Origin of the sequence: Acidovorax sp. ACV02 (genome assembly GCF_014851475.1) — a bacterium.
In the GTDB taxonomy this organism is placed as follows: domain Bacteria; phylum Pseudomonadota; class Gammaproteobacteria; order Burkholderiales; family Burkholderiaceae_C; genus Acidovorax; species Acidovorax delafieldii.
This window is the reverse complement of the sequence record NZ_JACUZU010000001.1, coordinates 31062-56597: the sequence shown is the minus strand read 5'-3', so window position 1 is coordinate 56597 and position 25536 is coordinate 31062. Positions and strand designations below refer to the sequence as shown.

Sequence of the window (25536 nt, the reverse complement as noted above, 5' to 3'; positions counted from 1 at the left end):
CACAGACCGCAGGGAGTTATGCAGGACATCCCTAGGCATTGTCAGCGATCTTGATGCTGGGGCGCACGCCCACGTCCTTGCGGTGCGCGTGCAGCCACTCCTGCCCCGCTGTGCGGCCCAGCGCAAACAGCTTGCGCACAAAGGCCAGGTCCGCACGCAGCTTGCTGTCGGCCCCGAAGGGCGCCAGCACCGAGCCACCATCGATGCGGTGCATGCGCACGCTCTTGTAGCGGCGGGCGTCGAGCTTGCCCTCGGCGAGCAGGCGGCGAACGAACTCGATGGCGCGCAGCTCGGCCAGCAGGCTGGCGTTGAAGGTGACTTCGTTCATGCGCTCCATGATCTCGGAGGCGCTGCTGGGCACGTCCAGATGCTCCACGGGGTTTATCTGCACCAGCAGGATGTCCGAGGTATCAGTCTGGTAGATCAGCGGGTGCAGCGCGGGGTTGCCGGAATAGCCGCCGTCCCAGTACGCCTCACCCTCGATCTCGACCGCCTTGAACAGCATGGGCAGGCAGGCCGACGCCATCACCGCATCCGCGCTGAGCCGGGGCCCAAAAAAAATCTCGCCCCGGCCGGTGCGCACGTTGGTGGCACACACAAAAACCTTGGGGCCGACGACGCCGGTGCGGGCGGAGCACAGCAGGCTGAAATCCACTTCGCGCTCCAGCAGCTTGCGCAGGGGGTTGATCCCCAGCGGATTGGTCTGGTAGGGCGAGAACCACTGCGACATCATGCCCACGAGCGGATTGGCGGCAGACAACGGCGTTCCCCAGGTCAGGCTGCCCAGCGCGCCCACCCCTTCCCACAGGCGGGTGAGCGATTCGCGGGCCAGGGCGCAGCCAGCAAGATGTGCGTCCTCGGGGTCCTTGTGCTGCAGCGCTGCCTGCGCAAACCCGTGCGCCAGGGCCACCGCGTTCATGGCGCCTGCGCTGGTGCCACTGACACCGTCGAACTGCCACTGGCCGTCCTCCAGCAGCGCATCCAGCACGCCCCAGGTGAGCGCGCCGTGCGAGCCGCCGCCCTGCAGCGCCAGGTTCAGACGCGGGCGGGGACGGGCTGCTTCATGCATCCACGGCCTGGCTCTTGTTCATGGCGACCATGCCACGCACGATGCGGTACAGGAACCAGATGGAGATCAGGCCCCAGGCGATCCAGCCGGGCAGGAAGAACAGCAGCCACAGCGGCGCCGTGACGATGTAGAGCACGCCGGCCCAGATCACGGTGCGGATGCGCCATGAGAAATGGTTGGCCTGCCAGGTGCCTTCGGCATCGCCCTTTTTCACCAGGTCGATCACCAGCGCCACGATCAGCAGCGCAGCGCCGGGCTGCGCGCCCGGGATGACCGCCCCCAGCGCCACGATCAGGTGCAGCACATAGCTGACCCAGCCGATGGCCTTGAGGTCCTCGGCCTTCTGGTCGTTGGTCTGCACGTCAATGATGTCGCTCACGGTGTGCCTTCTTCGGCAGCGCGTTCCGCCACCTTGCGCAGGGCCTTTTCCTCGATGCCGCTGGTGCCTTCGCGGCGCTCCAGCTCGGCCACCACTTCGGCAGGCGTGAGCCCGTAATGGGCCAGCGCCACCATGGTGTGGAACCAGAGGTCGGCCACTTCATAGACGATCTTGGACTTGTCGGCGCCGTGGTCGACATCCTTCGCGGCCATGACCACCTCGGTGGCTTCTTCGCCGATCTTCTTCAGGAAGGCATCGGGCCCCTTGTGCAGCAGGCGCGACACGTAGCTGGTGGCCGGGTCGCCGCCGTTGGCGGGCTTGCGGCTTTCGATGACGGCGGCCAGGCGCGCCAGGGAATCGTGGGAACTCATGCTCTTGTCGTCCATTGCCATTACTTGTAGATGGATTCGGGGTCTTTCAAGACCGGATCGACCGCGTGCCAGGCACCGTCCTTGAGCACGCTGAAAAAGCAGCTGTGGCGGCCCGTGTGGCAGGCGATGCCGGGCTCGTGGCCCTGCTGGGTGACCTTGAGCAGCACCACGTCGTTATCGCAGTCCAGGCGGATCTCGTGCACCGTCTGCACGTGGCCGGACTCTTCGCCCTTGAACCACAGCTTTTTGCGCGAGCGGCTGAAGTACACGGCGCGGCCCAGTTCAGCGGTTTTCGCCAGGGCCTCGCGGTTCATCCACGCAAACATCAGCACGTCGCCCGTGCCCTGCTCTTGCGCAATCACGGGCACCAGGCCCTGCGCATCCCATTTCACTTCGTTGAGCCAGTTCATGGGGCCATTGTCGGTGATCCGTGTGGCGCGCCAGTGCCAAGAAGAGCGCGCACCTGCACTTTTCCGGTGTTTTTGACTACAAGCGCAGGTATTACATGCGCTTGCAGCTATCAAATCAGGAGCAAATGTTGATCACATCCGCACGGGGATGCCACGCTCTGCCATGCGCTGCTTGGCCTGGCCCACGGTGTATTCGCCGTAGTGGAAGATGCTGGCGGCCAGCACCGCGTCGGCGCCACCGGTCTGGATGCCGTCTGCCAGGTGGTCGAGATTGCCCACGCCGCCCGAGGCGATCACGGGCACGCTCACGGCATCGCTCACGGCGCGGGTCAGCTCCAGGTCAAAACCTGCCTTGGTGCCGTCGCGGTCCATGCTGGTCAGCAGGATTTCGCCCGCGCCGCGCTGCGCCATCTCGGTGGCCCAGGCAATGGCGTCCAGGCCCGTGTTCTTGCGCCCGCCGTGGCTGTAGACATCCCAGCCCGCGCCCACGGGCTGGCCGTGGGCGCCGATGCGCTGGGCATCCTCGGCCGAGCGGCGTTTGGCGTCGATGGCCACCACGATGCACTGCGCGCCGTACTTGGCCGACACGGCGTTGATCACCTCGGGGTTGGCGATGGCGGCCGAGTTGAAGCTGGTCTTGTCCGCACCCGCATTGAGCAGCCTGCGCACGTCTTCCACGGTGCGCACGCCGCCGCCCACGGTGAGGGGAATGAACACCTGGCTGGCCACCGCCTCGATGATGTGCAGGATCAGGTCGCGGCCATCGCTGGTGGCGGTGATGTCCAGAAATGTGAGTTCGTCGGCGCCCTGGGCGTTGTAGCGCGCAGCGATCTCGACCGGGTCGCCCGCGTCGCGCAGTTCGACAAAATTGACGCCCTTGACCACGCGGCCTCCGGTGACGTCCAGGCAAGGGATGATGCGTTTGGCGAGCATGCGGTCCTTAGCCGTTCAGTTCGTCGGCACGTGCTTGTGCCGCCGCAAAGTCCAGATCGCCGCTGTAGATGGCGCGGCCGCAGATCACACCCTCCACGCCCTCGTCTTCGACGGCGCACAGCTGCTCGATGTCGGCCATGTTGGACAGGCCTCCCGAGGCGATCACAGGGATGCTCAAAGCCTGGGCCAGCTTCACCGTGGCGTCGATGTTGATGCCCGACAGCATGCCGTCGCGGCCGATGTCGGTGTAGATGATGGATTCGACGCCCCAGTCCTCGAACTTCTTGGCCAGGTCCACGACCTCGTGGCCGGTGAGCTTGCTCCAGCCGTCGGTAGCCACCTTGCCGTCCTTGGCGTCGAGCCCCACGATGATGTGGCCGCCGAACGCGCTGCAGGCGTCTTTGAGGAAGCCGGGGTTCTTCACGGCCGCCGTACCGATGATCACGTAGCGCAGGCCGCCGTCGATGTATTTCTCGATGGTGTCCAGGTCGCGGATGCCGCCGCCCAGCTGCACGGGGATGTCGTCACCCACCTCTTTCAGAATGGACTTGATGGCGCTGTAGTTCTTGGGCACGCCCGCAAACGCACCGTTCAGGTCCACCAGGTGCAGGCGGCGTGCGCCGGCATCCACCCATTTGCGCGCCATGGCGGCAGGGTCTTCACCAAAGGTGGTGGATTGGTCCATATCGCCTTGCTTGAGGCGTACGCAGTGGCCGTCTTTGAGGTCGATGGCGGGGATGAGCAGCATGGTGGTGAAGTTCGGGTGAAAAAGGGCGAGACGCAGCTCGGCCCGAACGGGTGGGGGTTAAGGGATCAGGGATTCCAGTGCAGAAAATTGCGGTACAGGGCCAGGCCGTGCTCCGCGCTCTTCTCCGGGTGAAACTGGGTGGCAAAAATATTATCGCGTGCAACCGCGGCAGCAAACAAACCGCCGTAGTCGGCCTGCCCGGCGCAATGGGCAGGATTTTGCGGCACAACGTAGAAACTGTGCACGAAGTAGAAGTAACTGTTGTCGGGCACACCGGCCCACACCGGGTGCACGCCGCCGCCGTGGTGGGCGTGGGGCATCTGCCGCACCTGGTTCCAGCCCATCTGGGGCACCTTGAAGCGGCTGCCATCGGGCTGGGTGCGGCCTGCCAGGTCAAACTTGAGCACATCGCCAGGGATCAGGCCCAGGCCGGGCGTGTTGCCTTCAGCGCTGTGGTCCAGCAGCATCTGCATGCCCACGCACACGCCAAACATCGGCTTGGTGGCAGCGGCTTCGAGCACCGATTCCTGCAGGCCGGACTCGCGCAGCTCGCGCATGCAGTCGGGCATGGCGCCCTGCCCTGGCAGCACGATGCGCTGGGCGGCGCGCACGTCTTCGGGGCGCTGGGTGACGACCACGGTCCAGCCCGTGCCCTCGGCGGCGGCCTGCACGGCCTGCGACACCGAGCGCAGATTGCCCATGCCGTAGTCCACGACCGCCACTGTTTTTGCTTCCATATTCATAGCTGCTAGCGCATACAAATCAAGCGCTTACGCCTGATTTGACTGAAAAATTCACAGAGAACCCTTGGTGGAGGGGATGACACCGGCCGAGCGCGGATCACGCTCCAGCGCCGCACGCAGCGTGCGCCCGAACGCCTTGAAGATGGTCTCGCACTGGTGGTGTGCGTTGACGCCCTTGAGGTTGTCGATGTGCAGCGTCACGCCCGCGTGGTTCACAAAGCCCTGGAAGAACTCGAACACCAGTTGCGTGTCGAGCTGGCCGATGCTCCCGGCGGTGAACTTCACGTCCATGTGCAGCCCGGGGCGGCCCGAAAAATCGACCACCACGCGCGACAGCGCTTCATCCAGCGGCACGTAGGCGTGGCCGTAGCGGCGGATGCCTTTCTTGTCGCCCACGGCGCGCGCAAAGGCCTGGCCCAGGGTGATGCCCACGTCTTCCACCGTGTGGTGGCCGTCGATGTGCAGGTCGCCTTCGCAGTCGATGTCGAGGTCAATCAGCCCGTGGCGGGCGATCTGGTCGAGCATGTGGTCAAAGAAGCCGATGCCGGTGTGCAGCTTGGCCTGGCCGGTGCCGTCGAGGTTGATGCGCACACTGATGCGCGTCTCGGCGGTGTTGCGGCTGACCTCGGCAATGCGGTCGGCCATCGGGTCAGCCGATGGGGCGGAAGGTACGAGTGCGGAGGAAGTCATAGGGAGGCTTGGAGTGCGGCCAGCATCTGCGCGTTGTCTTCGGCATTGCCTACCGTCAGGCGCAGGCAGTTGGCCAGCAATGGGTGCATTGTAGAAACGTTCTTGACGAGCACCTTGCGGTTTTTCATGCCCTCGTAGGCCTTGGCGGAATCCGCCACACGGATCAGCACCATGTTGGCCTCGCTATCCCAGCACTTTTCGACTCCCGGCATCTGGCGCAACGCGGCGATGAGCGTGGTGCGTTCGACACGGATCTCGGCGGCCTGGGCGGCAAACACCTCGGCATGTTCCAGCGCAAACAGGGCGGTTTCGCAGTTGAGCACACTCACGTTGTAGGGCGGGCGCACCTTGTCGATCTCGCTCACGAACGCCGAGGGTCCGATGAGGTAGCCCAGGCGCACGCCCGCGAGGCCAAACTTGCTAAGCGTGCGCATGAGCAGCACGTGCGCATTGCGCGCAGGCTCGGTACGCATGCGGTCGATCCAGGTGCGGCTGGCAAAAGGCTGGTAGGCCTCGTCCATGACCACGATGCCGCCCTGCGCGCCCGCAGCGTCGATGATGCGCTGCACCGCGCCCTCGTCCCACAGCGTGGCCGTGGGGTTGTTGGGGTAGGCGATGTAGGTGATGGCCGGGCGGTGCTGTTCGATGGCAGCCAGCATGGCAGGCTCGTCCAGCTCGAAGTCGGGCGTGAGCGGCACGCCGACAAAGTCCAGGCCCTGCAGCTGCGCCGACAGCGGGTACATCACAAAACCGGGCATGGGTGCCAGCATGGTGGCGCGCTGGCCCGTGCCCGGCTGTGCGCAGGCCAGGGCCAGCAGGGTGATGAGTTCGTCCGACCCATTGCCCAGCACGATGCCATAGCCCTCCGGCATGCCCGCGTACTGCGCCAGGGCCGCCTTCAGGTCGGCAATGCGGTCGCCGGGGTAGCGGTTGAGTGCCACCGAACCCAGGCGCTGGCCCAGCGCGGCCTGCAAATGCGCGGGCAGGCGGAAGGGGTTCTCCATCGCGTCCATCTTGAGCATGCCGGTGGACGGCTGCACGACATAGGAATGCATCGCGCGCACGTCAGGGCGGATGCGGGCCAGGGCCTGGAGGGGAGACGACGCGGGAGTAGTCATTCGGTGGTGTCCAGTTCGTTGGGGGTGACAAGGAAAGGGTTGATGGGGCGCACGGCGTCCATCGGCTGATCGTGCGGCAGTGCCTCGGTCAGCAGGTAGCGGCAGCCTTGCTGGTGGGCGGACGAGAGGATGAGTGCATCCCAGTAGCCCAGGCGGTAGCGGTCCTGCAGGTCCCAGGCGCCGTCGACGGTGTAGGAGTCCAGGTGCGGCGGCAGCCACACGCGCAGGCGGCGCACCTGGGCGCGCACCTGCTGCAGCACGTGGGGGCCATCAAAACGCTGGATGGCCTGGTTGTACAGCTCGTTGAGCACCTGCGAGCTGATGCGGCCGCTGCGCGTCTGCCAGCAAAAGCTGATCCATTCGCGCGCCCGCGCCTGGCGCTCGGCATCGCGGTCGTCCACGCTGGCGAGCAGGATTTCGGTATCGACAAAGATGGGGACGGTGGCCATGCGTTATGCCCCGTTCAGCGCAGAAACAGGGTTTCGCGCGGCACATAGGGCCCGCTCGAAGCACCCCAGCTTTCAAAACTCAGCGCCTCGCGCATGGCCTGGGCGTAGGCGTCTTCCTGGCGCATCTTTTCGGCCAGCCATTCACCGAGCAGGCGGGACACGCTGCTGCCGCGCTTGGCGGCTTCCACGCGCACCCATTCGGCAACGGTGTCGTCCATGGTCACGGTGATGTTTTTCATGGGTTAAATACTACACGAACTTCGTGCGCCACGAACTTCGTGTTGATTAAAACACCACATTCAAGCCGCCTTGCGCTGTGCCCCGCTTTGCAGCATCTGGCACGCCATGTCACCCACGGTGCGCAGCGCCTCCAGGTGGGCGGGCGTCCAGTCGCCTCCCACGCCGATGCGCAGGCAGTTGCGGAACCGTCCGCTGGCGCTGAACACCGTGCCGGGTGCGATCAGGATCTGCCGGGCCAGGCAGGCCTCGTGCAGTTGCACCGAGTCGAGCGCGCGCGGCAGCTCCAGCCAAAGCAGCAGGCCGCCGGGCGGGTCACTCACGCGGGTACCCTGCGGGAAGTGCGCGGCAATCACATGGCGCACCTCGTCCATGCGCGCCGCCACGGCCGCGCGCAGCTGGCGCATGGCGGCGGCGTGGCCCGCCTGGGTGATGAGATCGGCCAGGGCCAGTTCCAGCACGGCGGACTGGCCGCCCGCCTGCAGGTCCTTGATGGCGCGCAGCTTGTCGGCCCAGCGGCCGGCCTCCAGCCAGCCCAGGCGCAGGCCCGGCGCCAGCGTCTTGGAGAACGAGTCGCACAGCATCACATGGCCGGTGGTGTCGTAGGACTTGACGGTGCGGCGCATCTCGTCCACCTCGACCAGGTCGTTGTAGATCGCGTCCTCGATCACCGCCATGTCGTACCGCGCCGCCATCTGCACCAAGCGCTTGCGCTCGGCCTGGGGCATGCAGCTGCCCAGCGGGTTGCTGAGCGTGGGCACCACCATCACCGCCTTGACGGGCTGGGTGTCCAACGCCAGTTGCAGCGCATCCAGCGAGAGGCCGTTGCGCGGGTGGGTGGGAATCTCCAGCGCCTTGAGGTGCAGGCCCTGCAGCACCTCCAGAAACGAAAAATGCGTGGGCGACTCCAGAGCCACCACGTCGCCCGGCTGCGTCACCGCGCGCAGGCACAGCGCAATGCTGTCCATGCAGCCTCCGGTGATCACGATGTTCTCGGGGTCCAGGCTGCAGCCCAGGCTGACGGCATAGCGCGCCAGGGCGCGGCGCGCGTCCTCATGGCCCGACGAACCGGGGTAGGTGCACAGCAGGTTGCGGTGGCGCTGCGCGGCTCGCACCACGGCGCGGCGCACGCGGTCAGGGTTGAACAGCTCGGGGCCAGGCGTGCCGCTGCTGTACGAAATGATGTCCACCGGCTGGTTGCGCCCCAGGATGCGCTGGCCCAGCCAATCCACCGACACCTCGCGGGGGCGGCGCATCGGGCGCGGCGTGCTGGGCTCGGGCAGGCTCACCGGCCGCGCCGCCACAAAAAAGCCGGAGCGCGGGCGCGCGGTGATCAGGCGCGCATCTTCGAGCCAGTGGTAGGCCTGCACCACCGTGGTCTGCGCCACGCCGTGCTGGCGCGCCAGCTCACGCACCGAGGGCAGCTTTTCGCCGCGCGCCAGGGTGCCGTTGCGGATCAGCTGCGCAAGCTGTTCGGCGATTTGAAGGTACAGCGGGGGTGCGTCATCGGTGGCCATGCTGCATTCTGTACTGGCATCTTGGCCGGCAGACAGTACAGAGACGGCCCAGTGCGTACAGTACAGATGGGCCGGTTCGCTGTTCTGTACTGGGCCAGATCGCACGCGCCTGTGGCTGGTGGCCCACGGCAGCTGGCCGCACAGTGAAGGCATGAACACGCTGCACACCCCCACCCCACCGTCGCCCACGCTGCCCACCCAGCCTGCGGTGCCCCTCACCCTGCAATGGAAGCGCCAGCCCCTGCCGCCGCTGCAGGCCGTCCAGGTGCTGGACTTCCGCGCGGGCGAGATCGCCCTGCTCGAAGTCGAACAGGGCCGCGTCTGGGTGACCTGTGATGGTCTGCTGGAGGATTATTTTCTGGAGGCTGGACAGCGCCTGTCGTTCGCCGGACCGGTGCGGCTGCGCGTCAGCGCCGAAGGCCACCGGCCAGCACGGCTCAACTGGGCGCAGCACCGGGCAGTGGAAGGCGCCGCGTATCCGCCAGCGCCCTCTACAACCGCAGCGCCGGCCGCACCCCCTCAGCCCAGGACAGCAGCCCCCACGCAGGGCGCCCTGCCCCGGGGTGCCATCAGCGCGGCTTGACGGGCGTGGTAAGCCGCATCTCTGCGGCTTGTGCGTGGGCCTGCAGGCCCTCGCCATAGGCCAGCTCGGCGGCAATGGTACCCAGCACCTGGGCACCGGCCTCGCTCACCTCGATGAGGCTGCTGCGTTTCTGGAAGTCGTACACGCCCAGCGGCGACGAGAAGCGCGCCGTGCCGCTGGTGGGCAGCACGTGGTTGGGGCCTGCGCAGTAGTCGCCCAGGCTTTCGGAGGTGTAGGCCCCCAGGAAGATCGCGCCCGCGTGGCGCAGCAGCGGCTCCCAGCGGTGTGGGTCGGTGCTGCTCACTTCCAGGTGTTCCGGTGCGATGCGGTTGCTGATCGCGCAGGCTTCTTCAATGTCCCTGGTGAGGATCAGCGCGCCGCGGCCGGTGAGGCTCTTGGCGATAATCTCGGCGCGCGGCATGGTAGGCAGCAGGCGGTCGATCTCGCGCTGCACGGCGTCGAGGTAGGCGGCGTCGGGGCACAGCAGGATGCTCTGCGCCAGCTCGTCGTGTTCGGCCTGGCTGAAGAGATCCATCGCCACCCAGTCGGGCGGCGTGGTGCCGTCGGCCAGCACCAGGATTTCGCTCGGGCCCGCGATCATGTCGATGCCCACGGTGCCGAACACGCGCTTCTTGGCGCTGGCCACGTAGGCGTTGCCGGGGCCGGTGATCTTGTCCACCTTGGGCACGGTCTCAGTTCCATACGCCAGCGCGGCCACGGCCTGGGCGCCGCCGATGGTGAAGGCGCGGGTCACACCGGCCACGTAGGCGGCTGCCAGCACCAGCTCGTTGCGCTCGCCCTTCGTCGAGGTGCCCTCGCCCGTTCCGCCGGTTGCCACGCTGCCGCGCACGGGCGTGGGCACCACCATGATGATTTCCTGTACACCCGCCACATGGGCCGGGATGGCGTTCATCAGCAGGCTCGACGGGTAGGCGGCCTTGCCACCGGGCACGTAGATGCCCACGCGGTCCAGCGGCGTGACCTTCTGGCCCAGCAAGGTGCCGTCTTCGTCGCGGTAGCTCCAGCTCTCGCCCGAGGCCTTCTTCTGCGCTTCGTGGTAGCTGCGCACGCGCTTCGCTGCAGCCTGCAGGGCGTCGCGCTGAGCCTGTGGAATGGCGTCGAACGCGGCCTTGAAGTCGGCCTGGGTCAGCTCCAGCGCGGCCATGTTGGGGGCGCTGAGGCCGTCGAAGCGGGCGGTGTACTCCAGCACCGCCGCGTCGCCGCGCTTTTGCACGTCGGCCAGGATGTCAGCCACGCGCTGCTCAATGGCCGCGTCGGTGTCGGCAGACCAATGCAGGCGGGCTGCAAAATCAGCCTCAAAAGTGGCCGCAGCGGTGGACAGACGGGCGGGAGCAGCTACCAAAGTCATAGTGTCAGTCGTTGGGTGGAGGTCAGTTCTTTTCGGCCGGTATGGCCGAGGCAAACGCATCGATGATGCGGCGCAGTGGTGCCTGCTTGAGCTTGAGCGCGGCCTGGTTCACGACCAGGTAGGAGCTGATGTCCATGATGCGCTCCACTTCGATGAGGTTGTTGGCCTTGAGGGTGTTGCCGGTGGAGACCAGGTCCACGATGGCATCGGCCAGGCCCGTCAAAGGCGCCAGCTCCATGCTGCCGTAGAGCTTGACCATGTCCACGTGCACGCCCTTGCTGGCAAAGAAGTCGCGCGCAATGCCGGTGTACTTGGTGGCGACCTTGAGGCGCGAGCCCTGCTTGACGGCCTGGGCGTAGTCGAAGTCATTGCGCACGGCCACGCTCACGCGGCACTTGGCAATGCGCAGGTCCAGCGGCTGGTACAGGCCCTGACCGCCGTGCTCGATGAGGGTGTCCTTGCCAGTCACGCCGATGTCGGCGCCGCCGTATTCCACATAGGTGGGCACGTCCGTGGCGCGCACCAGCACCACCCGCACATTGGGCTGGTTGGTGGGCAAGATGAGCTTGCGCGATTTTTCGGGGTCTTCGAGCACCTCGATGCCTGCAGCGGCCAGCAGCGGCAGGGTTTCGTCAAAGATGCGGCCCTTGGAAAGCGCCAGGGTGATCATGTTGCTGCTGCTCATGCTTTTACTCGTTCGATGTCGGCGCCAATGCCGCGCAGTTTGGCTTCCATGCAGTCGTAGCCGCGGTCCAGGTGGTAGATGCGGTCCACCACGGTTTCGCCGTCGGCCACCAGGCCGGCAATGACGAGGCTGGCCGATGCACGCAGGTCGGTGGCCATCACGGTGGCGCCGGACAGGCGGGACACTCCTTCGATGACCGCCACCTTGCCATCCACCTGGATTTTGGCGCCCAGGCGAACCAGCTCGTTGACGTGCATGAAACGGTTTTCAAAAATCGTCTCGGTCACCGTGGCCGTGCCCTGGGCGATGCAGTTCAGCGCCATGAACTGGGCCTGCATGTCGGTGGGGAAACCGGGGTACTCCGTGGTGCGAAAGCCCTGGGCCTTGAGCGTGGCCCCGCCAGCGCTTTGCACACGGATGCCGCCTTCGACCGCTTGCACATGGGCACCGGCCTCGCGCAGCTTTTCGATCACGGCGTCGAGGTGGTCGGCGCGGCCATGGCGCAGCACCACATCACCGCCCGTGGCGGCCACAGCGCACAGGAAGGTGCCGGCCTCGATGCGGTCGGCCACCACGCGGTGGGTGCAGCCGTGCAGTTGGTCCACGCCCTGGATGCGGATGCGGCTGGTGCCGTGGCCTTCGATCTTCGCGCCCATGGCGATCAGCATCTCGGCCAGATCCGAAATCTCGGGCTCTTGCGCGGCGTTTTCCAGCACCGTCTCGCCCTCGGCCAGCGCGGCGGCCATGAGGAAGTTCTCGGTGCCCGTCACCGTGACCATGTCGGTGGTGATGCGCGCGCCCTTCAGGCGCTTCCAGCCAGCGGGCAGCTTGGCGATCATGTAGCCGTGCTCGACCACGATCTCGGCGCCCATGGCGGCCAGGCCCTTGATGTGCTGGTCCACCGGGCGCGAACCGATGGCGCATCCACCGGGCAGCGACACCGTGGCCTCGCCAAAGCGCGCCAGCAGCGGGCCCAGGGCCAGCACAGAGGCGCGCATGGTCTTGACCAGCTCGTAGGGCGCCTCGGGCGTGCTCAGCGCGCTGGCGTTGATGCGCACGGTGCCGTCGTCAGCCCGCTCCGCCGCCACGCCCATGTTGCGGATCAGCTTGAGCATGGTGCTCACGTCCTGCAGCTGGGGCACGTTGAGCAGCGTCACGGGCTCGGCCGTGAGCAGGGCGGCGCACAACTCCGGCAAGGCGGCGTTCTTGGCGCCGGAGACCAGCACCTCGCCTTGCAAGCTGCGTCCGCCGCGAATCAGGAGTTTGTCCATCTCAAATCACCAAAATAGGGGTCAAAAGTGCTGCATGCGCTAGTGGAACATGCGCCAGCAGCTATCAAAAAGTGAGTTCTAGTGGGTGTGCAGGCGCTACTGCGCCTGGGCAGCCCATTCGGCCGGGGTGAAGGTCTTCATCGACAGCGCATGCACCTCGTCGGTGTGCATTTTGGCGCCCAGCGTGGCATACACGCGCTGGTGGCGCTGGATGGCGCGCTTGCCCTCGAACTCGGCCGAGACGATGGTGGCATACCAGTGGCGGCCATCACCTTCGAGCGTGATGTGTTCGCAGGCCAGGCCGGCAGCGATGATGTCTTTGAGTTGGTCAGCGGTCATGGTGGGGCGCTCGGGGTCAGTGAGAACTGACGCAAATCGGGATGCAACATCCGCCTCGCCCTGGAGGGAAGCGCATGCCTGAACCTTGTTTTGCGTCAGTCATGTCAGTTTCTAATTTTGTAGCCCGTGCGCAGCAGGTGCACGGCCAGGGCGCTCACGGCCAGCCAGGCGATGCCCACGATGCCCAGGCTGAGCCAGGGCGAGGTGTCGCTCTGGCCGAAGAAGCCGTAGCGAAAGCCGTCGATCATGTAGAAAAACGGGTTGAGGTGGCTCACGGCCTGCCAGAACGGCGGCAGCGACTGGATCGAATAGAACACGCCGGATAGGAAGGTCATGGGCACGATGATGAAGTTCTGGAACGCGGCCATCTGGTCGAACTTGTCGGCCCAGAGCCCCGCTATCAGCCCCAGCGTGGCCAGCAATGCCGCGCCCAGCAGGGCGAACGCCAGAATCCACAGTGGCGCAGCAAACTCGGGCCGCGCAAACACCAGCGTGACGATGAACACACCCAGGCCCACCACCAGCCCGCGCACGATGGACGAGCCCACGTAGGCGCAGAACCAAGCCCAGTGCGACAGCGGCGTGAGTAGCACAAACACCAGGCTGCCCATGATCTTGCTCTGGATGATGCTGGACGAGCTGTTGGCAAAGGCGTTCTGCAGCACGCTCATCATGACAAGGCCCGGCACAAGGAAGGCCGTGTAGCTGATGCGGTCGTAGACCTTCACATGGTCTTCGAGCACATGGCCGAAGATCAACAGGTACAGCACGGCTGTGAGCACGGGAGCCGCGACGGTCTGGAAGCTGACCTTCCAGAAACGCAACACCTCTTTGTAGAACAGAGTCTGCCAGCCGGTCATAGCGCAACGCCCTCCAGTGGGATGTTGGAAGCCGACGTGCCGGACATCACCTGCAGGAACACATCCTCCAGATCGGGCCGGCGAATCTCCATGTCCTGCACCTCGACCCCGGCCACGCGCAACGCAGCCAGGTGGTTTTCGATCTCTGCCGCGTCGTGCGCCGGCAACTGGACGATGCGACCGGTGACCCGCGCCACGGCAGCCAGCGCGGGCGGTAGGGCCGTGTCGGTCTTGAACTGCAGCACGCTGCCCGAGGCGGCCTTGAGCAGCTCGCTGGTGCGGTTGAGCGCCACCACCTGCCCCGCCTTGAGCATGGCAATGCGGCCGCACAGGGCCTCGGCTTCTTCGAGGTAGTGGGTGGTGAGCAGCACGGTGTGCCCCTCTTTGTTCAGGCGGGCGATGAAGTGCCACAGCGTCTGGCGCAGTTCCACATCGACACCGGCCGTGGGTTCATCCAGAACGATGATGGGCGGCTTGTGCACCAGGGCTTGTGCCACCAGCACACGGCGCTTCATGCCGCCCGACAGCTGGCGCATGTTGGCGTTGGCCTTGTCGGCTAGGCCCAGGTTTTCGAGCAGCTCGTCGATCCAGGCATCGTTGTTCTTCACGCCGAAGTAGCCGGACTGGATGCGCAGCGCCTCGCGCACGTTGAAAAAGGGGTCGAACACCAGCTCTTGCGGCACGATGCCCAGCTTGCGGCGGGCATCGGCGTACTGAGCCTGCACATCGCTGCCCTGCACCAGCACGCGGCCGCTGGTGGCACGCGCCAGGCCTGCGAGGATGCTGATCAGGGTGGTCTTGCCGGCACCATTGGGGCCCAGGAGCCCGAAGAACTCGCCCTCCTCAATGTCCAGATTGACCTGGTTCAGTGCCTGAAAAGGGCCTTTGGGCGTGGCAAAGGTCTTGGAGATGGCTTGGAAGGAGACTGCGGGCATGAAGCCTTCGATTTTAAGGCCTCAGCCCTCGGCGGGCGGGGCGGCCGCTTCAATGGCCCCTGGCGGGCGCTGCGGGCCCTCCGTTTCATGGCGTGGGTGGCAGAGCCACCCGGGACCATGAAAGCTATTTCATATCAAGGTGCGGCGACCAGCAGCGCATCCACCCCATACAACCCTGCCATGCCCGCCAAACCTGCAGGCATGCCTTGCACTGCAAACTGCTTGCCTTCGGACAGGGCTTCACGCCGGCATTCGAGCAGCACGGCGAGGGCCGATGTGTCGAACACCGTCAGCCCATGGGCATCCACCAGCACCGCGCTGTCACGGTGCACCCGCAACCCCTGCTTGAGCATGTGCAGGCAGGCAGTAGCCTGGCGGTGGGTGAGTTCGGGGGGCAGCACCAGCATGGCGAGGGGGCTGTCAGCCCTTGGCAGTGCCCGCATTGGTCTTGTTGCGCGCGGCCAGTGTCTCGATCAGGCCGTCGATGCCCTTGGCATTGATCTCCTGCGCGAACTGGCCCCGGTAGGTTTCCACCAGCCAGACACCCAGCACATTCAGGTTGTAGATCTTCCAGCCCGCGCCATCACCAGGAGTCTTTTCGAGGCGGTAGTCGAGCTGGATGGGGTCGCCCCGGCCCACGATTTCGGTGCGCACCAGCACGTCCTTGTCTTCGGCCGCCGCGCGCAGGGGCTTGACCTGGATGGTCTGGTCATTGACCTGGGCCAGCGCGCCGGCATAGGTGCGCACCAGCAAAATCTTGAACTCGTCCTGCAGGCGTTTTTGCTGCTCGGGCGTGGCCTGGCGCCAGCCGGGGCCGACGGCTGCAGCGGTCATGCGGCGGAAGTTGACGTTGGGCATCACCGTTTTATCGACCAGGGCGATCACCTTGCTCAGGTCCCCGGCCTGGATGGCCTTGTCGGACTTCACCGTGTTGAGCACATCGGCGGACAGCCGCTTGATCAGCGCGTCGGGCGCCTCGTCGGCCGCGAGGGCAGACAATGGCAGGCTCAGCACGGCACTGGCTGCAATGCAAAGGGCGGCACGGCCCAGGGAACGTCGGTTCATCATCTTCTCGGCTTTCATCGGTGCGGGCTTGTGCCCGTCAAATCATTGTGGAGGTGCGGGCCCACTGGCATGCGTCGCAGCGGTTGCGGATTGCAAGCAAGTGCAACAGGGCCAGACCCAGGGCGGCGCATCGGTGCATGTGCCCCGCCCGGCATGCCATCAGCGCGCAGGAGGTTCCTCGGGCAGCACGCCATTGCTGGCGCCGCCGTCGTCCTTGCCGTCCGCATTCGGCGCCTCACCGGCGTGGCTGCGCACCTGCAGGTACACATCACGCGTAAAGCTGTACTTGTCCAGGGCCGCACTGTCGAGCACAGAGCCCGCGCGCAGCAGGTTGGAGCGCACCTCGACGGCGCGCAGCGCATACAGCGAGTTGCGTGCCGAGACCGGGTCCACATAGCTCACCACGTTGCCCTTCATGTCCACAGGCAGAGCAAACGTGTCGCGCACGGTGGAAGGCCCCAGGATGGGCAGCACCAGATAGGGGCCAGTACCCACGCCCCAGCGCCCAAGGGTCAGGCCGAAGTCCTGCTTGTAGCGGTCGATGCCCAGCTCGCTGGCGATGTCCAGCAAACCACCCAGGCCCATGAACGTGTTCACATTGACCCGCATGAAGCTGGACGCAGCGGCTTCACCGCGCAGCTGCAGCACGTTGTTCACAAACGACCAGACATCGCCCAGGTTCCCGAAGAAATTGCTGACCCCCGTGCGTACCGGTGCGGGCGTGACCTCCTTGTAGGCTGTCGCCACGGGCTTGAGCACCATGGCATCGACCTGTTCATTGAAGTTGGTCATGCTGCGGTTGTAAGACTCCAGCGGGTCGCGGGGATCAGGGTTGGCCACCGTGGCGCACCCTGTGAGCAGCACAGCCCCCAGCAACAAGGCCAGGCTGGCTGCCAGGCGGGACATCGACAACCTGCCGCCATCAATGCGGGCACGGAGTGTATGGAGTGAATGCATCATTTTTTCCCACCTGTCCCTGCAGGTTTTGCGCCGTCTTCGGCTTTGCTGTAAAGAAATTGTCCGATAAGGTTCTCAAGCACCACCGCCGACTGGGTGGACGTGATCGTGTCGCCCGCCGCCAGATTTTTTTCGTCGGCACCTGCCTCGATCCCGATGTACTGCTCACCCAGCAGGCCGCTGGTCAGGATCTTGAGAGAGCTGTCCTTGGGAAAGGCATAGCGGTCTTCCATGGCCAGCGTGACCCGCGCCTGGAAGGTCTTGTCGTCAAAGGTGATGGACTCCACACGCCCCACCACCACACCCGCGCTGCGCACCGCCGCCTGGGGCTTGAGACCGCCGATGTTGTCGAACTTGGCGGTGACACGGTAGCCCGAATGGAATTGAAGGCTCAGCAGGTTGGCCGACTGCAGCGCCAGAAACACCAGTGCCACCGCGCCCAGCATCACGAAGAGCCCTACCCACAGATCGTTTTTGGAGCGTTGCATATGTTTGATTCCTAGAACTGCCAGCACCGCCAGCGTCAGATACTGAACATCAGTGCGGTGAGCACGAAGTCCAGTGCCAGCACCGCCAAAGACGCCATGACCACGGTGCGCGTGGTGGCGCGCGACACACCCTCAGGGGTGGGTTTGGCTGCATAGCCCTGCAGCAGCGCCACAAAAGTTACCGTGAAGCCAAAGACCACACTCTTGAGCACGCCGTTGCCCAGGTCTTTCCAGACATCCACCCCGCCCTGCATCTGGCTCCAGAACGCCCCGGGGTCAATACCGATCATGAGCACCCCGACGATCCAGCCGCCGATGATGCCCACCGCACTGAACACCGCGGCCAGCAGCGGCATGGTGATCACCCCTGCCCAGAAGCGAGGCGCCAGAATGCGCTGCACCGGGTCCACCGCCATCATCTCCATGGCGCTGAGCTGCTCCCCTGCGCGCATGAGGCCAATTTCTGCTGTGAGCGACGTGCCTGCGCGACCCGCAAACAGCAGCGCCGTGACCACGGGGCCCAGCTCGCGCACAAGACTCAATGCCACCAGCAGGCCCAAGGCCTCTGACGAGCCATAGCGCTGCAGCGTGTAGTAGCCCTGCAAGCCCAGCACAAACCCAACGAACAGGCCCGACACGGCAATGATGGCCAGCGAATAGTTGCCCAGAAAATGCACCTGGTCGCGCACCAGCGAGGGCCGCATCAAGGTCGCACCCAGGAGCCGCACCAGCCGCCCAAACAACCGCGCGCCCATGCCGATGTCAGCCAGCTTGTGGCGCACAGCAAAGCCTACGTCGGAGGGCTTGTACCAACTCACAGCGCACGTCCTCCTGCAGGTCCGAAATCCTCGGCAACGGCCGGGCCGGGGTAATGAAACGGCACCGGGCCAGTCGGTAGAGCGTTGACAAACTGGTGCACCAGCGGGTCACGGCTGGCGAGGACCTCCTCAGGCGTGCCCTCCGCCGCCACAACGCCTTCGCCCAGGATGATCACATGGTCCGCCAGGCGGAAAGTCTCCTCCAGGTCATGCGACACCACGATGCTGGTGAGGCCCATGGCGTCGTTGAGCTGACGGATCAACTGCGCAGCCGTGCCCAACGAGATGGGGTCCAGGCCCGCAAAGGGCTCGTCGTACATGACCAGTTCCGGGTCCAGCACGATCGCTCGGGCCAGCGCCACGCGGCGCGCCATGCCACCCGATATCTGGCTGGGCATCAGGTCGCGTGCACCACGCAGGCCCACCGCATGCAGCTTCATCAGCACCACATCGCGGATCAGTTCCTCGGACAAATCGGTGTGCTCACGCAGCGGAAAGGCCACGTTCTCAAACACGCTCAGGTCGGTGAACAGCGCACCGAACTGGAACAACATGCCCATGCGCCGGCGCGCAGCGTACAAAGCCTGTACGTCCATGCGCCCCACGTCCTGACCGTTGACCAACACCTGGCCACTCTGGGCCCTGTGCTGCCCCCCAAGCAGACGCAGCACCGTGGTCTTGCCCCCGCCCGATGCCCCCATCAGCGCCGTGACCTTGCCGCGCGGCACCGCCAGGGTCACGTCGCGCAGGATCACGCGGTCACCGTACGAAAACGTGACGTTGCGCAACTCGGCAAGAAATGTGGACTCGGCCATGCAAGAAATGGATGTCTGATCTGAGGCCTGCCAAAACGGCATCCGCCCCCGGAAAATGGAGCGCAGATGGTAGCCGAAGACACAAACATACATTCATGCATGTTTGTAAAGAAAAAGCACAACAGCCAGCGGTCCCAATCGAGCGAGACCGAGGCAAGCCCGGATTGACAGAACCCCTGATTGTGCCAACAAAGCGTCCAGAAGGCTGACGCCCGGCCATTGCACCACCGTCAAAGGCCCCGTCAACACAAACGGCGCCCGAAGGCGCCGTTGCTTGGAGGGTGCGAGAAACCGCAGGATCAGCGGGGCAGGTCCGAATATCCCATCAGGAACTCGTCCACCGCACGCGCGGCCTGGCGGCCTTCACGGATGGCCCAAACCACCAGTGACTGACCCCGGCGGATATCGCCCGCCGCAAACACCTTGGGCACGTTGGTGGCATAACCGCCGTCAAAGTCCGTGGTGGCGCGGGCATTGCCTCGGGCATCCTTCTCGACGCCGAAAGCCTCCAGCACCGGCGCGACCGGGCTCACAAAACCCATGGCCAGCAACACCAGATCGGCCTGGTAGTGTTTTTCGGTGCCAGGAATCTCGACCAGCTTGCCGTCCTTGAACTCGACCTGCACCGTAGTCAGGCTCTTGACCTTGCCTTTTTCGCCCGTGAACTCCTTGGTGGAGATCGCGAACTCGCGCACGCAACCTTCTTCGTGGCTGGAGCTGGTGCGCAGCTTGAGTGGCCAGTAAGGCCACGTCAGGGGGCGGTTTTCCACTTCAGGGGGCTGGGGCATCACCTCGAACTGGGTGACGCTGGCTGCACCATGGCGATTGCTGGTACCCACGCAGTCGCTGCCGGTGTCGCCGCCGCCGATCACGATCACATGCTTGCCCGTCGCCATGATCTGGCCCTTGAGCTTGTCGCCCGCGTTGACCTTGTTCTGCTGGGGCAGGAATTCCATGGCGAAGTGAATGCCGTCGAGCTCACGGCCTGGCACAGGCAGGTCGCGCGACTGCTCGGCGCCACCGGTGAGCAGCACGGCGTCAAACTCCTTGTTCAGCTGTTCGGGCGTGACGGTTTCCTTGGCCCAGTTGGTGACTTTGGAATCCTTGCCCAAGCCGTCCTTCGCGGCGCCCACGAATACACCGGTGCGAATCACCACACCTTCGGCTTCGAGCTGCTTCACGCGGCGGTCGATGTGCGACTTCTCCATCTTGAAGTCGGGGATGCCGTAGCGCAGCAGGCCGCCCACACGGTCGTTTTTCTCAAACAGCGTGACGCTGTGGCCAGCGCGGGCCAGTTGCTGCGCAGCCGCCAGACCTGCGGGGCCGGAGCCCACCACAGCCACCTTCTTGCCCGTCTGGTGCTTGGCGGGGCGCGGCTGCACCCAGCCTTCGGCCCAGGCGCGGTCGATGATCGCGTGCTCAATGCTCTTGATGCCCACAGCGTCGTCGTTCACGTTGAGCACACAGGCAGCCTCGCAAGGTGCGGGGCAGATGCGGCCGGTGAACTCAGGGAAGTTGTTGGTGCTGTGCAGCACCTCGATCGCGCTCTTCCAGTCCGCGTGGTACACGAGGTCGTTGAAGTCGGGAATGATGTTGTTCACCGGGCAGCCGTTGTTGCAGAACGGTGTGCCGCAGTCCATGCAGCGCGCGCCTTGCACCTTGGCCTGGGTCTCATCGAGCCCGACGACAAATTCCTTGTAATGCTTCAGGCGCTCGGGCACGGGCTTGTAGCCCTCTTCGACGCGCTCGTATTCCATGAAGCCGGTAGTTTTTCCCATGACGATGTCCTTGTCTATGAATGCTGTGCGAAGGGTGTGGCGCCGCCTTACTTGGCGGGGGCCACTTCTTTTTTGGTAGCAGCTACCGCTGGTGTAGCGGACTCCTCCAGCACTTTTCGTTCATAAATTTCAGCCAACGCACGCTTGTACTCGGTCGGGAAGACCTTGACGAACTTGCTGCGCGATGCGGCCCAGTTGTCCAGCAGCTCGCGCGCGCGCTTGCTGCCCGTCCAGCGGTTGTGGTCTTCCAGCAGCTTCTTGAGCTGGGCCTCGTCCGTCTGGCCGTTGTGCCAGATCGAGCGGGGGACCGTGGCTTCCTGCTCGGTGGCGGGCAGGATGCGCTCCAGCGTCACCATCGACAGGTTGCAGCGCGTGTCGAACTGTCCGTCTTCGTCGTACACATACCCTACGCCGCCGCTCATGCCTGCTGCAAAGTTGCGGCCGGTCTTGCCGAGCACCACCACCGTACCGCCAGTCATGTACTCGCAGCCATGGTCGCCCGTACCTTCGACGACGGCCGTGGCACCCGACAGACGCACCGCAAAGCGTTCACCGGCAACGCCGCTGAAGAAAGCCTCACCGGTGGTGGCGCCGTACATCACGGTGTTGCCCACAATGGTGTTGCGCACCGCCTCGCCCCGGAAGTCGATGCTGGGGCGCACGATGACACGGCCACCCGACAGGCCCTTGCCCGTGTAGTCGTTGGCGTCGCCGATCAGGTACAGCGTGATACCGCGGGTGAGGAACGCGCCAAACGACTGGCCGCCCGTGCCTTCCAGCTGGATGCGGATGGTGTCGTCAGGCAAGCCTTCGGGGTGCACACGGGTGACCGCGCCGGACAGCATCGCACCGACCGAACGGTTCACGTTGCGCGCCACCTCGATGAACTGCACGCGCTCACCCTTTTCGATGGCAGGCTTGCTGCGCTCGATGAGCTTGCGGTCCAGTGTGTGCTCAATGTTGTGATCCTGCACGTCCACGTGGAAGCGGGGCACATCGGCGGGCACGTTCGGCTGGGCAAATAGGCGGCTGAAGTCCAGGCCGCGTGCCTTCCAGTGTTCCAGGCCCTGGCGCATGTCGAGCAGGTCGGTGCGGCCGATCAGGTCGTCAAACTTGCGAATGCCCAGCTGGGCCATGATCTGGCGCACTTCTTCCGCGATGAAGAAGAAGTAGTTCACCACATGCTCTGGCTTGCCAGAGAACTTCTTGCGCAGCTCGGGGTCCTGCGTGGCCACGCCCACGGGGCAGGTGTTCAGGTGGCACTTGCGCATCATGATGCAACCTTCCACCACCAGCGGCGCCGTGGCAAAGCCGAACTCGTCAGCACCCAGCAGTGCGCCGATGGCGACGTCGCGGCCGGTCTTCATCTGGCCGTCGGCCTGCACACGGATGCGGCCGCGCAGGCGGTTCAGCACCAACGTCTGCTGGGTTTCGGCCAGGCCGATTTCCCATGGGCCGCCCGCGTGCTTGATGGACGACCAGGGCGAAGCGCCCGTGCCGCCGTCGTGCCCAGCGATCACCACGTGGTCGCTCTTGCACTTGGCCACGCCTGCCGCGATGGTGCCCACGCCCACTTCAGACACCAGCTTGACACTGATGCCAGCATGCGGCGCAACGTTCTTCAGATCGTGGATCAGCTGGGCCAGATCTTCGATCGAATAGATGTCGTGGTGCGGCGGTGGCGAAATCAGGCCCACACCCGGCACGCTGTGGCGCAGCTTGCCGATGTAGTTGGACACCTTGCCGCCAGGCAGCTGACCGCCCTCGCCGGGCTTGGCCCCTTGGGCCATCTTGATCTGGATCTGATCGGCGGACGACAGGTACTCCGCCGTCACGCCGAAGCGGCCCGACGCCACCTGCTTGATGCGGCTGCGCAGCGAATCGCCGTCCTGCAGGGGCAGATCGACCTCCACGTTCTCGGCGCCGATCACGCTCTTCAGGGTGTCGCCCTTCTTGATCGGGATGCCCTTGAGTTCGTTGCGGTAGCGTGCCGCGTCCTCGCCACCTTCACCGGTGTTGCTCTTGCCGCCAATGCGGTTCATGGCCACCGCCAGTGTGGCGTGCGCCTCGGTGGAGATGGAGCCCAGCGACATGGCGCCCGTGGCGAAACGCTTGACGATTTCCTTGGCAGGTTCGACCTCATCAATCGAGATCGCCTTGGACGGATCGATCTTGAACTCGAACAGGCCGCGCAGCGTCATGTGGCGCTTGCTCTGGTCGTTGATGATCTGGGCGTATTCCTTGTACGTGTTCCAGTTGTTGGCGCGCGTGCTGTGCTGCAGCTTGGCAATCGCGTCAGGTGTCCACATGTGGTCTTCACCACGGGCGCGCCAGGCGTACTCGCCACCGGCGTCCAGCATGGTTTCGAGCACGGGGTCGTCGCCAAACGCGGCCTTGTGCATGCGGATGGCTTCTTCGGCGATCTCGAACACGCCGATGCCTTCCACACGGCTGGCGGTGCCGGTGAAGTACTTGCCCACGGTTTCCGTGTTCAGGCCGATGGCCTCGAACAGCTGGGCGCCGCAGTAGCTCATGTAGGTGCTCACGCCCATCTTGGACATGATCTTGGACAGGCCCTTGCCGATGGCCTTGACGTAGTTGTAGATGGCCTTGTCGACCGACAGGTCGCCGCCCAGGTCCTTGTGCATTTCGGCCAGGGTTTCCATGGCCAGGTAGGGGTGCACAGCCTCGGCGCCGTAGCCCGCCAGCACGGCGAAGTGGTGCACCTCGCGCGCGGTACCCGTTTCGACCACTAGGCCGGCCGTGGTGCGCAGACCTGCGCCCACCAGGTGCTGATGGATGGCCGACAGCGCCAGCAGCGCGGGGATGGCCACCTGCGTGGCGCTCACGGCGCGGTCGCTGATGATGAGGATGTTGGCACCGCCCTTGATGGCATCCACGGCCTGCGCGCACAGCGAGGCCAGCTTGGCTTCCACGCCCTCACGGCCCCAGCTCAACGGGTAGGTGATGTCGATGGTCGCGCTCTTGAACTTGCCTTGCGTGTACTTCTCGATGTCGCGCAGCTTGGCCATGTCGGCAAAGTCGAGCACTGGCTGGCTCACTTCGAGCCGCATCGGTGGGTTGACCTGGTTGATGTCCAGCAGGTTGGGCTTGGGGCCGATGAAGCTGTTCAGCGACATCACGATGGCCTCGCGGATCGGGTCGATCGGCGGGTTGGTCACCTGGGCGAACAGCTGCTTGAAGTAGTTGTACAGCGGCTTGTTCTTGCCCGACAGCACGGCCAGCGGGCTGTCGTTGCCCATGGAGCCGATGCCTTCTTCGCCGTTTTTGGCCATGGGCGCCATCAGGAACTTGATGTCTTCCTGGGTGTAACCAAAGGCCTGCTGGCGATCCAGCAACGGCAGGCCGGCAGCTGCAGGGACCGCGGCGGCTTCGCCCGTCTCGATGCTGTCCAGCTTGATCCGCAGGTTTTCGATCCACTGCTTGTAGGGCTTGGTGTTGACGATGTTGGCCTTGAGCTCGTCGTCGTCGATCATGCGGCCTTGTTCCAGGTCGATCAGGAACATCTTGCCGGGCTGCAGGCGCCACTTGCGCACGATCTTGTTCTCGGGCACAGGCAGCACGCCTGACTCGGAGCCCATGATGACCAGATCGTCGTCGGTGATGCAGTAACGCGAGGGGCGCAGGCCGTTGCGGTCCAGCGTGGCGCCGATCTGGCGGCCGTCTGTGAACACGATGGAGGCCGGACCGTCCCAGGGCTCCAGCATGGCGGCGTGGTATTCATAGAAGGCGCGGCGGCGCTCGTCCATGGTGGTGTGCTGCTCCCAGGGCTCGGGGATCATCATCATCACGGCCTGGCTGATGGGGTAGCCCGCCATGGTCAGCAGTTCCAGGCAGTTGTCGAACGTAGCGGTGTCGGACTGGTCGGCAAAGCTGATGGGGTAGAGCTTTTGCAGGTCAGCAGCCAGCACGGGCGAGGCCATCACGCCTTCGCGGGCCTTCATCCAGTTGTAGTTGCCCTTGACGGTGTTGATTTCACCGTTGTGCGCCACGTAGCGGTATGGGTGGGCCAGCGGCCACTCGGGGAAGGTGTTGGTGGAGAAACGCTGGTGCACCAGGCCGATGGCCGAGATGCAGCGCTCGTCCGACAGGTCCTTGTAGTACACGCCCACCTGGTCGGCCAGCAGCAGGCCCTTGTAGACCACGGTGCGACTGGACATGCTGGGCACGTAATACTCTTTGCTGTGCTTGAGTTTGAGGGCCTGGATGTTGGCGCTGGCCGTCTTGCGGATCACGTACAGCTTGCGCTCCAGCGCGTCCTGCACGATCACGTCGTTGCCACGGCCGATGAACACCTGACGCAGGATGGGCTCCTTCTTGCGCACGGTGGGGGACATGGGCATGTCCACATTCACCGGCACATCGCGCCAGCCCAGTAGTACCTGGCCTTCGGCCTTGATGGCGCGCTCCATCTCCTGCTCGCAAGCCAGACGCGAGGCATGCTCCTTGGGCAGGAAGATCATGCCCACACCGTATTCTCCAGCCGCGGGCAAGGTCACGCCTTGCTTGGCCATTTCTTCGCGGTACAGCGCGTCAGGGATCTGGATCAGGATGCCGGCGCCGTCGCCCATCAGCGGGTCAGCACCCACCGCGCCACGGTGGTCAATGTTTTCCAGAATCTTCAGAGCCTGCGTCACGATGTCGTGGCGCTTGATGCCCTTGATGTGGGCCACAAACCCGAGGCCGCAGGCGTCGTGTTCGTTACCCGATGAATACAAACCGTGTTGTTGCAGATGCTGGATCTCGGCAGCCGTGGTCATGGCGCACTCCTATATTTTTCGCAGGGGAGCCGAGGTTAGTGCATTGCAGCATATTTTGGCAAGCAGTTTAATTAGGGTCAGATTCCTATTAAGCAAACCACAAATCAGATAAGCATATTATTGGGGAC

General features: G+C 64.8%; 27 protein-coding genes. 1 reads left to right on the top strand and 26 read right to left on the bottom strand.

What is annotated here, in order from left to right; genetic code table 11:
- Positions 1 to 31: 31 nt before the first annotated feature.
- The 12 genes from IB236_RS00280 to IB236_RS00225 all read right to left on the bottom strand — a co-directional run bounded on the left by IB236_RS00280 (position 32) and on the right by IB236_RS00225 (position 8664).
- Entirely contained in the window at positions 32 to 1069 is a 1038-nt protein-coding gene (locus tag IB236_RS00280; RefSeq protein WP_192418197.1) for a patatin-like phospholipase family protein, read from the bottom strand.
- Entirely contained in the window at positions 1062 to 1448 is a 387-nt protein-coding gene (locus tag IB236_RS00275; protein WP_056060250.1) for a hypothetical protein, read from the bottom strand. The genes IB236_RS00280 and IB236_RS00275 overlap by 8 nt, the downstream gene beginning before the upstream one ends.
- Entirely contained in the window at positions 1445 to 1819 is a 375-nt protein-coding gene (locus tag IB236_RS00270) for a phosphoribosyl-ATP diphosphatase (protein ID WP_192418195.1), read from the bottom strand. The genes IB236_RS00275 and IB236_RS00270 overlap by 4 nt, the downstream gene beginning before the upstream one ends.
- Before the next feature lie 20 nt (positions 1820 to 1839).
- Positions 1840 to 2229, bottom strand: coding sequence for a phosphoribosyl-AMP cyclohydrolase (hisI, locus tag IB236_RS00265; RefSeq protein ID WP_008905178.1), 390 nt, complete (start codon positions 2227 to 2229; stop codon positions 1840 to 1842).
- Between the two features lie 132 nt (positions 2230 to 2361).
- Positions 2362 to 3162 (bottom strand): imidazole glycerol phosphate synthase subunit HisF, encoded by an 801-nt coding sequence (gene hisF, locus IB236_RS00260; protein WP_192418193.1) that lies wholly within the window; start codon positions 3160 to 3162, stop codon positions 2362 to 2364.
- Between the two features lie 7 nt (positions 3163 to 3169).
- Entirely contained in the window at positions 3170 to 3910 is a 741-nt protein-coding gene (gene hisA, locus IB236_RS00255; RefSeq protein ID WP_056060243.1) for a 1-(5-phosphoribosyl)-5-[(5-phosphoribosylamino)methylideneamino]imidazole-4-carboxamide isomerase, read from the bottom strand.
- 65 nt (positions 3911 to 3975) lie between these two features.
- Positions 3976 to 4653, bottom strand: a complete 678-nt coding sequence (gene hisH, locus IB236_RS00250) for an imidazole glycerol phosphate synthase subunit HisH (protein ID WP_192418191.1) — start codon at positions 4651 to 4653, stop codon at positions 3976 to 3978.
- Between the two features lie 51 nt (positions 4654 to 4704).
- Positions 4705 to 5343, bottom strand: coding sequence for an imidazoleglycerol-phosphate dehydratase HisB (gene hisB, locus IB236_RS00245; protein ID WP_015012685.1), 639 nt, complete (start codon positions 5341 to 5343; stop codon positions 4705 to 4707).
- Positions 5340 to 6461, bottom strand: a complete 1122-nt coding sequence (hisC, locus tag IB236_RS00240) for a histidinol-phosphate transaminase (protein WP_056747258.1) — start codon at positions 6459 to 6461, stop codon at positions 5340 to 5342. Before hisC ends, hisB begins: the two co-directional genes overlap by 4 nt.
- Positions 6458 to 6910 carry a PIN domain-containing protein gene (locus tag IB236_RS00235; protein ID WP_056060234.1) on the bottom strand — a complete coding sequence of 151 codons (453 nt, stop codon included), beginning with the start codon at positions 6908 to 6910 and terminating at the stop codon, positions 6458 to 6460. The genes hisC and IB236_RS00235 overlap by 4 nt, the downstream gene beginning before the upstream one ends.
- A gap of 14 nt (positions 6911 to 6924) precedes the next feature.
- The gene (locus tag IB236_RS00230; RefSeq protein WP_069103652.1) at positions 6925 to 7149 is read right to left on the bottom strand and encodes a CopG family transcriptional regulator; all 225 of its coding nucleotides are present in this window, start codon (positions 7147 to 7149) and stop codon (positions 6925 to 6927) included.
- Between the two features lie 60 nt (positions 7150 to 7209).
- Entirely contained in the window at positions 7210 to 8664 is a 1455-nt protein-coding gene (locus IB236_RS00225) for a PLP-dependent aminotransferase family protein (RefSeq protein WP_146869874.1), read from the bottom strand.
- A 151-nt stretch (positions 8665 to 8815) separates the two neighbouring features.
- On the opposite strand from IB236_RS00225, the gene IB236_RS00220 reads away from it, so the two are divergent.
- Entirely contained in the window at positions 8816 to 9247 is a 432-nt protein-coding gene (locus tag IB236_RS00220) for a DUF2917 domain-containing protein (RefSeq protein ID WP_099732211.1), read from the top strand.
- Here the strand turns inward: IB236_RS00220 and hisD are convergent.
- The 14 genes from hisD to IB236_RS00150 all read right to left on the bottom strand — a co-directional run bounded on the left by hisD (position 9234) and on the right by IB236_RS00150 (position 25408).
- On the bottom strand, positions 9234 to 10616 hold the full coding sequence (hisD, locus tag IB236_RS00215; protein WP_192418190.1) for a histidinol dehydrogenase: 1383 nt from the start codon (positions 10614 to 10616) through the stop codon (positions 9234 to 9236). The genes IB236_RS00220 and hisD overlap by 14 nt on opposite strands.
- A gap of 22 nt (positions 10617 to 10638) precedes the next feature.
- Positions 10639 to 11286, bottom strand: coding sequence for an ATP phosphoribosyltransferase (gene hisG, locus IB236_RS00210; RefSeq protein WP_056641761.1), 648 nt, complete (start codon positions 11284 to 11286; stop codon positions 10639 to 10641).
- An 11-nt stretch (positions 11287 to 11297) separates the two neighbouring features.
- The gene (murA, locus tag IB236_RS00205; protein ID WP_192418188.1) at positions 11298 to 12572 is read right to left on the bottom strand and encodes a UDP-N-acetylglucosamine 1-carboxyvinyltransferase; all 1275 of its coding nucleotides are present in this window, start codon (positions 12570 to 12572) and stop codon (positions 11298 to 11300) included.
- Between the two features lie 96 nt (positions 12573 to 12668).
- Positions 12669 to 12911 (bottom strand): BolA family protein, encoded by a 243-nt coding sequence (locus IB236_RS00200; RefSeq protein WP_010462096.1) that lies wholly within the window; start codon positions 12909 to 12911, stop codon positions 12669 to 12671.
- Positions 12912 to 13015: 104 nt separating this feature from the next.
- Positions 13016 to 13771: an ABC transporter permease gene (locus IB236_RS00195; RefSeq protein ID WP_108497071.1), complete on the bottom strand. Its 756-nt coding sequence runs from the start codon at positions 13769 to 13771 to the stop codon at positions 13016 to 13018.
- Positions 13768 to 14706 (bottom strand): ABC transporter ATP-binding protein, encoded by a 939-nt coding sequence (locus tag IB236_RS00190; protein ID WP_015012675.1) that lies wholly within the window; start codon positions 14704 to 14706, stop codon positions 13768 to 13770. The genes IB236_RS00195 and IB236_RS00190 overlap by 4 nt, the downstream gene beginning before the upstream one ends.
- Positions 14707 to 14840: 134 nt before the next feature.
- Positions 14841 to 15113 carry an STAS domain-containing protein gene (locus IB236_RS00185; RefSeq protein ID WP_192418186.1) on the bottom strand — a complete coding sequence of 91 codons (273 nt, stop codon included), beginning with the start codon at positions 15111 to 15113 and terminating at the stop codon, positions 14841 to 14843.
- Positions 15114 to 15126: 13 nt separating this feature from the next.
- Positions 15127 to 15774, bottom strand: a complete 648-nt coding sequence (locus IB236_RS00180) for a phospholipid-binding protein MlaC (protein ID WP_192418927.1) — start codon at positions 15772 to 15774, stop codon at positions 15127 to 15129.
- Between the two features lie 156 nt (positions 15775 to 15930).
- Positions 15931 to 16677 (bottom strand): VacJ family lipoprotein, encoded by a 747-nt coding sequence (locus IB236_RS00175; RefSeq protein WP_056747250.1) that lies wholly within the window; start codon positions 16675 to 16677, stop codon positions 15931 to 15933.
- A gap of 50 nt (positions 16678 to 16727) precedes the next feature.
- Complete coding sequence (gene mlaD, locus IB236_RS00170; RefSeq protein WP_056060215.1) at positions 16728 to 17216, bottom strand: outer membrane lipid asymmetry maintenance protein MlaD; 489 nt, start codon at positions 17214 to 17216, stop codon at positions 16728 to 16730.
- A 35-nt stretch (positions 17217 to 17251) separates the two neighbouring features.
- On the bottom strand, positions 17252 to 18034 hold the full coding sequence (gene mlaE, locus IB236_RS00165; protein ID WP_099731118.1) for a lipid asymmetry maintenance ABC transporter permease subunit MlaE: 783 nt from the start codon (positions 18032 to 18034) through the stop codon (positions 17252 to 17254).
- Positions 18031 to 18849 (bottom strand): ABC transporter ATP-binding protein, encoded by an 819-nt coding sequence (locus IB236_RS00160; RefSeq protein ID WP_192418183.1) that lies wholly within the window; start codon positions 18847 to 18849, stop codon positions 18031 to 18033. The genes mlaE and IB236_RS00160 overlap by 4 nt, the downstream gene beginning before the upstream one ends.
- A 299-nt stretch (positions 18850 to 19148) precedes the next feature.
- On the bottom strand, positions 19149 to 20627 hold the full coding sequence (locus IB236_RS00155) for a glutamate synthase subunit beta (RefSeq protein WP_192418181.1): 1479 nt from the start codon (positions 20625 to 20627) through the stop codon (positions 19149 to 19151).
- Positions 20628 to 20674: 47 nt separating this feature from the next.
- Positions 20675 to 25408 (bottom strand): glutamate synthase-related protein, encoded by a 4734-nt coding sequence (locus IB236_RS00150; RefSeq protein WP_192418179.1) that lies wholly within the window; start codon positions 25406 to 25408, stop codon positions 20675 to 20677.
- Positions 25409 to 25536 lie beyond the last annotated feature (128 nt).

What these genes read in the sequence shown, in the direction of transcription:
- IB236_RS00280 (WP_192418197.1), bottom strand. Translation starts at nt 1,069, where the DNA reads ATGCATGAAGCAGCCCGTCCCCGCCCGCGTCTGAACCTGGCGCTGCAG.
- IB236_RS00270 (WP_192418195.1), bottom strand. Translation starts at nt 1,819, where the DNA reads ATGAGTTCCCACGATTCCCTGGCGCGCCTGGCCGCCGTCATCGAAAGC.
- hisI (WP_008905178.1), bottom strand. Translation starts at nt 2,229, where the DNA reads ATGAACTGGCTCAACGAAGTGAAATGGGATGCGCAGGGCCTGGTGCCC.
- hisF (WP_192418193.1), bottom strand. Translation starts at nt 3,162, where the DNA reads ATGCTCGCCAAACGCATCATCCCTTGCCTGGACGTCACCGGAGGCCGC.
- hisA (WP_056060243.1), bottom strand. Translation starts at nt 3,910, where the DNA reads ATGCTGCTCATCCCCGCCATCGACCTCAAAGACGGCCACTGCGTACGC.
- hisH (WP_192418191.1), bottom strand. Translation starts at nt 4,653, where the DNA reads ATGAATATGGAAGCAAAAACAGTGGCGGTCGTGGACTACGGCATGGGC.
- hisB (WP_015012685.1), bottom strand. Translation starts at nt 5,343, where the DNA reads ATGACTTCCTCCGCACTCGTACCTTCCGCCCCATCGGCTGACCCGATG.
- hisC (WP_056747258.1), bottom strand. Translation starts at nt 6,461, where the DNA reads ATGACTACTCCCGCGTCGTCTCCCCTCCAGGCCCTGGCCCGCATCCGC.
- IB236_RS00235 (WP_056060234.1), bottom strand. Translation starts at nt 6,910, where the DNA reads ATGGCCACCGTCCCCATCTTTGTCGATACCGAAATCCTGCTCGCCAGC.
- IB236_RS00230 (WP_069103652.1), bottom strand. Translation starts at nt 7,149, where the DNA reads ATGAAAAACATCACCGTGACCATGGACGACACCGTTGCCGAATGGGTG.
- IB236_RS00225 (WP_146869874.1), bottom strand. Translation starts at nt 8,664, where the DNA reads ATGGCCACCGATGACGCACCCCCGCTGTACCTTCAAATCGCCGAACAG.
- IB236_RS00220 (WP_099732211.1), top strand. Translation starts at nt 8,816, where the DNA reads ATGAACACGCTGCACACCCCCACCCCACCGTCGCCCACGCTGCCCACC.
- hisD (WP_192418190.1), bottom strand. Translation starts at nt 10,616, where the DNA reads ATGACTTTGGTAGCTGCTCCCGCCCGTCTGTCCACCGCTGCGGCCACT.
- hisG (WP_056641761.1), bottom strand. Translation starts at nt 11,286, where the DNA reads ATGATCACCCTGGCGCTTTCCAAGGGCCGCATCTTTGACGAAACCCTG.
- murA (WP_192418188.1), bottom strand. Translation starts at nt 12,572, where the DNA reads ATGGACAAACTCCTGATTCGCGGCGGACGCAGCTTGCAAGGCGAGGTG.
- IB236_RS00200 (WP_010462096.1), bottom strand. Translation starts at nt 12,911, where the DNA reads ATGACCGCTGACCAACTCAAAGACATCATCGCTGCCGGCCTGGCCTGC.
- IB236_RS00195 (WP_108497071.1), bottom strand. Translation starts at nt 13,771, where the DNA reads ATGACCGGCTGGCAGACTCTGTTCTACAAAGAGGTGTTGCGTTTCTGG.
- IB236_RS00190 (WP_015012675.1), bottom strand. Translation starts at nt 14,706, where the DNA reads ATGCCCGCAGTCTCCTTCCAAGCCATCTCCAAGACCTTTGCCACGCCC.
- IB236_RS00185 (WP_192418186.1), bottom strand. Translation starts at nt 15,113, where the DNA reads ATGCTGGTGCTGCCCCCCGAACTCACCCACCGCCAGGCTACTGCCTGC.
- IB236_RS00180 (WP_192418927.1), bottom strand. Translation starts at nt 15,774, where the DNA reads ATGATGAACCGACGTTCCCTGGGCCGTGCCGCCCTTTGCATTGCAGCC.
- IB236_RS00175 (WP_056747250.1), bottom strand. Translation starts at nt 16,677, where the DNA reads ATGTCCCGCCTGGCAGCCAGCCTGGCCTTGTTGCTGGGGGCTGTGCTG.
- mlaD (WP_056060215.1), bottom strand. Translation starts at nt 17,216, where the DNA reads ATGCAACGCTCCAAAAACGATCTGTGGGTAGGGCTCTTCGTGATGCTG.
- IB236_RS00160 (WP_192418183.1), bottom strand. Translation starts at nt 18,849, where the DNA reads ATGGCCGAGTCCACATTTCTTGCCGAGTTGCGCAACGTCACGTTTTCG.
- IB236_RS00155 (WP_192418181.1), bottom strand. Translation starts at nt 20,627, where the DNA reads ATGGGAAAAACTACCGGCTTCATGGAATACGAGCGCGTCGAAGAGGGC.
- IB236_RS00150 (WP_192418179.1), bottom strand. Translation starts at nt 25,408, where the DNA reads ATGACCACGGCTGCCGAGATCCAGCATCTGCAACAACACGGTTTGTAT.